Consider the following 8,233-nt stretch of genomic DNA (forward strand, 5'->3'; position numbering starts at 1 on the left):
ACGTCAAACCCGTCGTCGGTCAGCCAGTGGGCCGCGGTCGAGGCGCTGAACGGACCGCAGGATTTCATCGCGGAGCGGGCGACTCATTTCGAGCGGCGGCGCGATCTGGTCGTGTCGATGCTGAATCAGGCGACGGGCATCCGCTGCGCCACGCCCGAGGGCGCCTTCTACGTCTATCCCTCGATCGAGGGCCTGATCGGCAAGAAGACGGACGACGGCACGGTGATCGACGGCGACGACACCTTCGCGACCGCCCTGCTGGACGCCGAGGGCGTGGCCGTGGTGCAGGGTTCGGCCTTCGGCCTGAGCCCCTATTTCCGCATCAGCTATGCGACCTCGGAGAACGTGCTGGAAGAAGCCTGCCGCCGCATCCAGCGCTTCTGCGCCTCGCTGCGCTAGCGAAAGTCGGTCGAACCGCTCAGGTCGATCGTCGGGGCGGGGCCTCCGATGAAGGTCAGGCACCAGGAGATCGCGCGCGGCGCATTGTCGATCCCGCCATCGGCTTGCTGCGAGAGGCGGCAGACGTGATCAATGCGGTCCGCTCCCTCATTGATCGGAGCCACGACCACTATTCGCTCGCCGGTCGCACCGGCCGCCGCAATGATCCGAACGCGTCGACCTCCGGGCAAATCTTCAGTGCGGTCCGCGCTCCGGATGGCGCCGCCGAGGAGACCGTCGACAGCCTCAGGCGTCACGCCGTCCGGAAAGCGAAAAACCTCGGCGACGATCCGATCGCCCGGCTCGGCGCTCATGGTGAAACGCGGCTCAGACTGGATCGCCAGTACGGACAGCAGCGTCAGGATCATCAGGCCGCGCGAGATACGGCGAAATCGGCCAGCTGCTCCAGGGCGTCGACCCATTCTCCCGCCGGCAGACCCGCCAGCGAGGCCTTGGCCGCGTCGGCGTATTCACAGGCCACGGCCAGGGTCGCGCTGACCGCGCCGGAGCCGATGACCAGTTCGCGGGCGCGGCGGAAGTCGTCCCCGGTGCGCTGGCCCTTGTTGATGGTGCGGTCCCAGAAGGCGTCCTCGCGGCCGCGCGTGCGCGCGGCGGCCAGCAGCAGGGGCATGGTCACCTTGCCTTCGCGGAAGTCGTCGCCGGCGTTCTTGCCCAGATCTTCCGACAGGCCGCCGTAGTCGAGGGCGTCGTCGGCCAGCTGGAAGGCCAGGCCGAGGTTCATTCCATAGTCGCGCAGGGCCTGCACCGCCGTATCGCCGGCCCCCGCCCCGACCGCGCCCGATTCGGCGGCGGCGGCGAACAGTTCGGCGGTCTTGGCCGAGATGATCCGCAGATAGGTTTCCTGGTCCAGATTCAGGTCGTGGGCGCGGGTCAGCTGCAGCACCTCGCCCTCGGCGATGACGCTGGAGGCGGTGGCGAGGATGCCCAGGGCGCGCATCTGGCCCGTCTCGACCATCAGCTCGAAGGCGCGGGCGAACAGGAAGTCGCCGACCAGCACGCTGGACGGCGCGCCCCAGATCAGGTGGGCGGCGGTCTTTCCGCGCCGCAGGTCCGAGCCGTCGACGATGTCGTCGTGCAGCAGGGTGGCCGTGTGGATGAACTCGACCGCGGCGGCCAGCTTGACCGCGGCGTCGATCTCGCCCGTCGCGCCCGAGGCGCGGGCGGCGGCGAGGGTCAGAAGCGGCCGCAGGCGTTTGCCGCCGGCGCTGACCAGATGGTCGGCCAGCAGCGGAATCACCGGCACCTGGGACTGCATCCGCGCGATGATCAGGGCGTCGACGGCCGCCATGTCGCCCTTCGCCAGCCGAACCAGCGGTTCGACGTCTCCCTTCGAGCGGGGATCGGCGGCGACGACAGCGTCCAACGGAAAACTCACTCGGCGCGGCGCGGGGGGAGGATCGCACCGGAAAATCCAGCCGCCGCCTTGCGGGGCGGCGATGCGGCGCACAATGGTGATCGGGCCATGAAGGGTCAAGCCGCGTGACCGCCACATCCTCTCAATCCGACGCCGTCGAGATCGTCGAGAACGCCCTGCTGGGCGGCCGCGTCCGCTTTCGCCAGCCGGCGAAGGGCTACCGCGCGGGCATGGATGCGGCGCTTCTGGCCGCCGCCGTGGAGGCCGCGCCGGGGCAGCGGGTGCTGGAGGCGGGCTGCGGCGCCGGCGCCGTTCTGATGCAGATCGCCGCGCGGCGTCCCGACGCGGTCCTGACGGGGCTCGAGCGCGATCCCGCCATGGCCGCGCTGGCGCGTGAGAATGCGGCGCTGAACGGCGCGAAGGCGACGATCGTCGCGGGGGATGTGGCGGCGGGGTTCCGGGCGATGGGGCTGGAGCCGTTCGACTGGGCGATCAGCAATCCCCCGTTCTTCGACGACCCGGGCGCCTTGCGGGCGCCGGCCCCGGGCAAGCGCGGGGCGTGGATGGCGGACGACGGGCTCAGGGCATGGACGGACTTCCTGCTGAAGGGCGTGCGCGAAGGCGGGCGGGTGGTGGTCATCCACCGCGCCGACCGGCTGGCCGATCTGCTGGCCTTGCTGGGAGAGAAGGCGGGATCGTTCGCGCTTCGGGGCATTCATCCGTATGCGGACGAGCCGGCCAAGCGGGTCCTGGTCAGCGCGATCAGGACGGGCAAGGCCCCGCTGCGGCTGCTGCCGCCCCTGGTGCTGCACGAACGCGGCGGGGCGAAGCATACGGCCGAGGCCGAGGCGATCCTCAGGGGCGAGGCGGCGCTGGGGTTCTGATCCGCCCGCCTGTGGGGTAAGGGAGGCCATGTCCCTGCGCCCCCTCTTCGTCACCCAGGTCTATGAGGCCTCGCTGGCCGCCGGTCCCGGTTTCACCGCCTTCAACGCCGGTCTGGCCGACGCCTGTCGCATGCTGGCCGCCGAGGATCAGGCCGGGCGCGCCTGGTGCCGGGAACACGGCTATCGCGGCTACACCTCCTACGGCTCGCTGTCCGACCTGCCGCACCGGATGCCCGAGTTCGCCGAACTGAAACGCCATCTGGACCGCCACGCCCTGCTGTATGCGAAGGCGCTGAATTTCGATCTGGCGCGCAAACCGCGGCTGGACAGCCTGTGGATCAACATCCTCAAGCCCGGCGGCGGGCACAGCGGACACATCCATCCCCATGCCTTCCTGAGCGGCACGGTCTATGTCGAGGTGCCCGACGGCGCTTCGGCCCTGAAGCTGGAAGACCCGCGCCTGCCGATGATGATGGCCCGTCCCGGCGTCCACGCCGACGCGCCCGAGGGCGAGAAGCCCTTCGTCTATCTGGCCCCCCGGGCCGGCACGATCCTGATGTGGGAGAGCTGGCTGCGCCACGAGGTGCCGCCGAACGCCGCGAAGAGCGAGCGGATCTCGATCAGTTTCAACTACGCCTGAGGCGGATCCAGGGGCGCAAAGGGAAGCACGCCATGACCCATGTCCCCATCGAACCGGCCGCCGGCGGGCCGGATCAGGCGATCGATCCCGTCTGCGGCATGACCGTCGACCCGGCCGCCACGCCCCATCACGCGTCGCACGGGGGCGCGGCCTTCCACTTCTGCTCGGCCGGCTGCCGGGCCAAATTCGTCGCTGACCCGGACCGCTATCTGCGGGCGGGCGGAGCGGAACCGGAGCCCGCGGCGCCCGGGGCCGTCTACACCTGCCCCATGCACCCGGAGGTGCGCCAGGTCGGACCGGGCGCCTGTCCCAAATGCGGCATGGCGCTGGAGCCCGAGGTGATGACCGCCGACACGGGTCCCAATCCCGAGATCGCAGACTTCACCCGTCGCCTGTGGATCGCAGCCGTCCTGACCGCGCCGCTGTTCGTCATGGAGATGGGCTCCCATCTGCTGGGCCTCCGCCTGCCGATCCCGCAGGGCTGGAACGGCTGGATGCAGTTCGCCCTGGCCACGCCGGTGGTGCTGTGGGCCGGGTGGCCGTTCATCGAACGCGGCTGGGCCTCGGTGCGGACGCGGAACCCGAACATGTTCACCCTCATCGCCCTCGGGACGCTGGCGGCCTGGGCCTTCAGCACCGCGGCGGTGATCGCGCCGGGGACCATTCCCGAAGCCTTCCGCGGCGAACACGGCGAGGCGCCGCTGTATTTCGAGGCGGCGGCGGTGATCGTCACCCTGGTGCTGGTCGGTCAGTTGCTGGAGCTGCGGGCGCGCGAGCGGACCTCTGACGCCATCCGCGCCCTGCTGGACCTGACGCCGAAACAGGCGCTGCGGGTTCGCGACGACGGGACCGACGAGGAGATTCCGGTCGAACACATCGCCGTCGGCGACCGCCTGCGAGTCCGGCCGGGCGAGAAAATCCCTGTCGACGGCGTCCTCGTCGAGGGCCGCGCGTCCGTGGACGAGGCGCTGGTGACCGGTGAATCCATGCCTGTCGCCAAGGCGGCGGGCGACACCGTGGTGGCCGGCGCGCTGAACGCCACCGGCTCGTTCGTGATGCGGGCCGAAAAGGTCGGGGCCGACACCCTGCTGGCCCAGATCGTCGATCTGGTCGCCAGGGCGCAGCGCAGCCGCGCCCCCATCCAGCGGCTGGTCGATCGGGTCGCGGCCTGGTTCGTGCCCGCCGTGGTCGTGGTCGCGGCGGCGGCCTTCGTCGTGTGGAGTCTGGTCGGGCCCGAGCCGCGCCTGGCCTTCGCCTTCGTGGCCGCGGTCAGCGTGCTGATCATCGCCTGCCCCTGCGCCCTGGGTCTGGCCACGCCGATCTCGATCATGGTCGGGGTCGGCCGCGGGGCCCAGGCGGGCATCCTGATCCGCGACGCCGAGGCGCTCGAGCGTTTCGGCAAGGTCGATACGCTGGTGGTCGACAAGACCGGCACCCTGACCGAGGGTCGGCCGGCCCTGAGGGCCGTGCACGCGGCCCCGGGCTTCGCCGACGATGACCTGCTGCGCCTCGCCGCAGGGCTGGAACGGTCGAGCGAACACCCGCTGGCCCGGGCGCTGATCCAGGCGGCGGAGGCGCGGGAGCTTGCGCTGTCGAGCGCCGAGGAATTCGACAGTCCCGTCGGTCGGGGCGTTGTCGGGGTGATCGAGGGCCGCAGGGTCCTGATCGGCTCCTCGGCCTTTCTGAAGGACAACGCCGTCGACGCCGCGCCCCTGACCGACGTCGCGGATGCTCAGCGCCGCGACGGAGCGACGGTGATCTTCATGGCCGTCGACGGGCTCCTGGCCGGGGCCTTCGCCATCGCCGATCCGATCAAGCCGACGACCCGCGCGGCCGTGGACGCCCTGCACGCCCAGGGCCTGAAGCTGGTCATGCTGACCGGCGACAATGCGACCACGGCCCGCGCGGTGGCGGCGCAACTGGGCATCGACGCGGTCGAGGCAGACGTGTCTCCGGCCGACAAGGCCGCCGTGGTCGAGCGGCTCCGTCGCGAGGGGCGGGTCGTGGCCATGGCGGGCGACGGGGTCAACGACGCCCCGGCCCTGGCCGCCGCCGACGTCGGGGTGGCGATGGGCGCAGGCGCCGACGTGGCCATAGAGAGCGCCGGCGTGACCCTGCTGTCGGGAGACCTGAACGGCATTGTCCGCGCCCGCGCCCTGTCGAAGGCCACGGTCCGCAATATCCGCCAGAACCTGTGGTTCGCCTTCGGCTACAATGCCCTGGGCGTGCCGCTGGCGGCGGGGGCGCTGTATCCGGCCCTTGGGCTCGTGCTCTCGCCGATGATCGCGGCCCTGGCCATGTCGCTGTCGTCTGTCAGCGTCATCTCCAACGCGTTGCGGCTGAAAACCGTCAGACTGTAGCGGGCGGTCCTCGCCCGTGAGCGGCGCAAGGGCTGCGCGTCGCCGCGTTAATCCTTTGGCTTAGGACTGTGAAAAGCTTGTTGTCGCAGTGTCGAGGGCGCTCGCCCTGCTCTTTCGATCGACATCGCCATGCTCGTCCCCCGCGCCACCGGCGTGCTTCTGTTATTGTACAGCGGCTTCCACATGATCATTGGCATGTGGGTGCCCCAGTTTCCGTGGCTGCTGACGGGCGCCCTGCTGGTGATCGGGTCCACGGCCCTGCTGGCGTGTCAGTCCTGGTCGCGCGTCATCGTCTACGCCACTGCGCTGGCGGCTGCGGTGGTCGGGCTGATCGGCCAGGTCGACGCCGCGGCTGACGCCCATACCGACATCCCCCTGGCGATGGTGATGTGGGGCCTGTGGACCTCGCTCTGGCTGGCGGTTTCCTACCTCGGCGCGCGCTACCTGCCCGATCCCGACTCCACGCCGGGGGGATTCTGGCCGATCCGGCTGGAGTAGGCGGCCTCGGGGACCGCCGGAACGGCGGCTTCAGCGGCCCATGCCGATCCCGGATTGCAGTTTTCAGATCACTGCAGAAGGCGCGACCATTCCCGCCTCATTTGCCCTCTTTGCAGAGGGCGGCTACATCCCGCGCCAACCTCCCCTACACCTCGAACGACAGGGCGCACCGCACCTCATGGCGCAGCAATATATTTTCCAGATGCAGGGCCTGACCAAGGCCTTTCCCGGCGGCAAGAAGATCTTCGAGAACATCTGGCTGAGCTTCTACAACGACGCCAAGATCGGCGTCGTCGGGGTCAACGGCTCCGGTAAATCCACCCTGCTGAAGATCATGGCCGGCCTGGACCATGAATTCTCCGGCGAGGCCCGGGCCGCCGACGGAATCAAGCGCGGCTATCTGGAGCAGGAGCCCCAGCTCGACGACAGCCTGAACGTCCGCGAGAACGTAGAGGCCTGGTGTGAAGAGAAGCAGTGGGTCACCCGCTTCAACGCCATCGCCATGGAAATGGCCGAGGAATACACCGACGAGCTGATGGCCGAGATGACGGCCCTGCAGGAGAAGATCGACGCCGGCGACGTCTGGGACATCGACAGCCGCATCGAAATGGCCATGGACGCCCTGCGCTGCCCGCCCGACGACTGGGAGACCACCAACCTGTCCGGCGGCGAGAAGCGCCGCGTGGCCCTGGCCCGCCTGCTGCTGTCCAAGCCGGACATGCTGCTGCTCGACGAACCGACCAACCACCTCGACGCCGAGTCGGTGGCCTGGCTGCAGCACCACCTCGAGAATTTCCCGGGCTGCGTCATCCTGGTGACCCACGACCGCTACTTCCTGGATCTGGTGACCAAGTGGACGCTGGAGCTGGATCGCGGCAAGGGCCACCCGCACGAGGGCAACTATTCCAGCTGGCTGGAAGCCAAGACCAAGCGCGTCGTGCAGGAGCAGTCGGAATCCGAAGCCCGCCAGCGCGCCCTGACCCGCGAACTGGAATGGGTCCGCTCGGGCGCCAAGGCCCGTCAGGCCAAGTCCAAGGCCCGTCTGGCCGCCTATGAGCGGATGGTGGACGAGCAGGAGAGCATGCGCGGGGCCCAGACCCACGCCGTCATCCAGATCCCGCCCGGCCCGCGCCTCGGCAATGTCGTGCTGGAGGCCGAGGGCCTCGAGAAGGCCTATGGCGACAAGCTGCTGTTCAAGGACCTGACCTTCAAGCTGCCGCCCAACGGCATCGTCGGGGTCATCGGGCCCAACGGCGCCGGCAAGTCGACCCTGTTCCGCCTGATCACCGGCCAGGAACAGCCCGACGCCGGCACGATCAAGGTCGGCGAGACCGTCAAGCTGGCCTATGTCGACCAGAGCCGCGACGATCTGGAGCCCAACAAGACCATCTGGGAAGTCATCTCGGGCGGCACCGACGTGATGATGGTCGGCAAGCGCGAGATCAACACCCGCGCCTACGTCGGCTCGTTCAACTTCAAGGGCGGCGACCAGCAGAAGAAGGTCGGCCAGCTGTCGGGCGGCGAGCGCAACCGCGTCCACCTCGCCAAGACGCTCGCCACGGGCGGCAACCTGCTGCTGCTCGACGAACCGACCAACGACCTGGACATCGAGACGCTGCAGAACCTCGAGGAGGCTCTGGAAGGCTTCGCCGGCTGCGCCGTGGTCATCTCCCACGATCGCTGGTTCCTGGACCGTCTGGCCACCCACATCCTCGCCTTCGAGGGCGACAGCCACGTCGAATGGTTCGAGGGCAATTTCGAAGCCTATGAGGAAGACAAGAAGCGTCGCCTCGGCGTCGAGAGCCTGATCCCGCACCGGATCAAGTTCCAGAAGTTCGGGCGCTGATCCCGAAACGGCCCCCGGAGCGATCCGGGGGCCGTTTTTCATTGGGCGCGAGTGGACTAGTGTCGGCGCATGACCGACCGCCCCGCCCTACTGATCATGCAGCGGCATCTGGCGCCGCTGACGGCCTTTCTCGAGAGCCAGTGGACCGTCTACCGGTTCTGGGAGGGCCCGCCGCTGGAGGCGCAGGCGGAG

General features: G+C 69.3%; 8 protein-coding genes. 6 read left to right on the forward strand and 2 right to left on the reverse strand.

The genetic code is table 11. The annotated features are described in order from the left end of the window. A partial coding sequence (locus V6M42_RS06055) for an aminotransferase class I/II-fold pyridoxal phosphate-dependent enzyme (RefSeq protein WP_332677842.1) occupies nucleotides 1–399 on the forward strand: 399 nt, incomplete at its 5' end. On the opposite strand, the gene V6M42_RS06060 is transcribed toward V6M42_RS06055, so the two are convergent. Further along, entirely contained in the window at nucleotides 396–806 is a 411-nt protein-coding gene (locus tag V6M42_RS06060; protein WP_332661248.1) for a hypothetical protein, read from the reverse strand. The two genes, V6M42_RS06055 and V6M42_RS06060, sit on opposite strands and share 4 nt — an antisense overlap. Beyond that, entirely contained in the window at nucleotides 806–1,822 is a 1,017-nt protein-coding gene (locus tag V6M42_RS06065) for a polyprenyl synthetase family protein (RefSeq protein ID WP_332677844.1), read from the reverse strand. Before V6M42_RS06065 ends, V6M42_RS06060 begins: the two co-directional genes overlap by 1 nt. 116 nt (nucleotides 1,823–1,938) lie before the next feature. Here V6M42_RS06065 and V6M42_RS06070 point away from each other — a divergent pair, with 116 nt between their 5' ends. The 5 genes from V6M42_RS06070 (at nucleotide 1,939) to ettA (ending at nucleotide 8,041) form a co-directional block, all read left to right on the forward strand. After that, a complete protein-coding gene (locus V6M42_RS06070) occupies nucleotides 1,939–2,697 on the forward strand; it encodes a tRNA1(Val) (adenine(37)-N6)-methyltransferase (RefSeq protein WP_332677846.1) in 759 nt (252 codons plus the stop codon). Between the two features lie 28 nt (nucleotides 2,698–2,725). Further along, nucleotides 2,726–3,337 (forward strand): TIGR02466 family protein, encoded by a 612-nt coding sequence (locus V6M42_RS06075; protein ID WP_332677848.1) that lies wholly within the window; start codon nucleotides 2,726–2,728, stop codon nucleotides 3,335–3,337. A gap of 32 nt (nucleotides 3,338–3,369) precedes the next feature. Beyond that, nucleotides 3,370–5,697 carry a heavy metal translocating P-type ATPase gene (locus tag V6M42_RS06080; RefSeq protein WP_332677850.1) on the forward strand — a complete coding sequence of 776 codons (2,328 nt, stop codon included), beginning with the start codon at nucleotides 3,370–3,372 and terminating at the stop codon, nucleotides 5,695–5,697. Between the two features lie 129 nt (nucleotides 5,698–5,826). Beyond that, nucleotides 5,827–6,195: a hypothetical protein gene (locus V6M42_RS06085; protein WP_332677852.1), complete on the forward strand. Its 369-nt coding sequence runs from the start codon at nucleotides 5,827–5,829 to the stop codon at nucleotides 6,193–6,195. A gap of 178 nt (nucleotides 6,196–6,373) precedes the next feature. Beyond that, entirely contained in the window at nucleotides 6,374–8,041 is a 1,668-nt protein-coding gene (gene ettA, locus V6M42_RS06090; RefSeq protein WP_332661239.1) for an energy-dependent translational throttle protein EttA, read from the forward strand. Nucleotides 8,042–8,233 lie beyond the last annotated feature (192 nt).

This window comes from Brevundimonas sp. (assembly GCF_036677305.1).
Lineage (GTDB): Bacteria > Pseudomonadota > Alphaproteobacteria > Caulobacterales > Caulobacteraceae > Brevundimonas.

Bases quoted from the DNA above. Each gene is read 5' to 3' on its own strand.
- V6M42_RS06060 (WP_332661248.1), bottom strand. From the start codon at position 806: ATGATCCTGACGCTGCTGTCCGTACTGGCGATCCAGTCTGAGCCGCGT.
- V6M42_RS06075 (WP_332677848.1), top strand. From the start codon at position 2,726: ATGTCCCTGCGCCCCCTCTTCGTCACCCAGGTCTATGAGGCCTCGCTG.
- V6M42_RS06080 (WP_332677850.1), top strand. From the start codon at position 3,370: ATGACCCATGTCCCCATCGAACCGGCCGCCGGCGGGCCGGATCAGGCG.
- V6M42_RS06085 (WP_332677852.1), top strand. From the start codon at position 5,827: ATGCTCGTCCCCCGCGCCACCGGCGTGCTTCTGTTATTGTACAGCGGC.
- ettA (WP_332661239.1), top strand. From the start codon at position 6,374: ATGGCGCAGCAATATATTTTCCAGATGCAGGGCCTGACCAAGGCCTTT.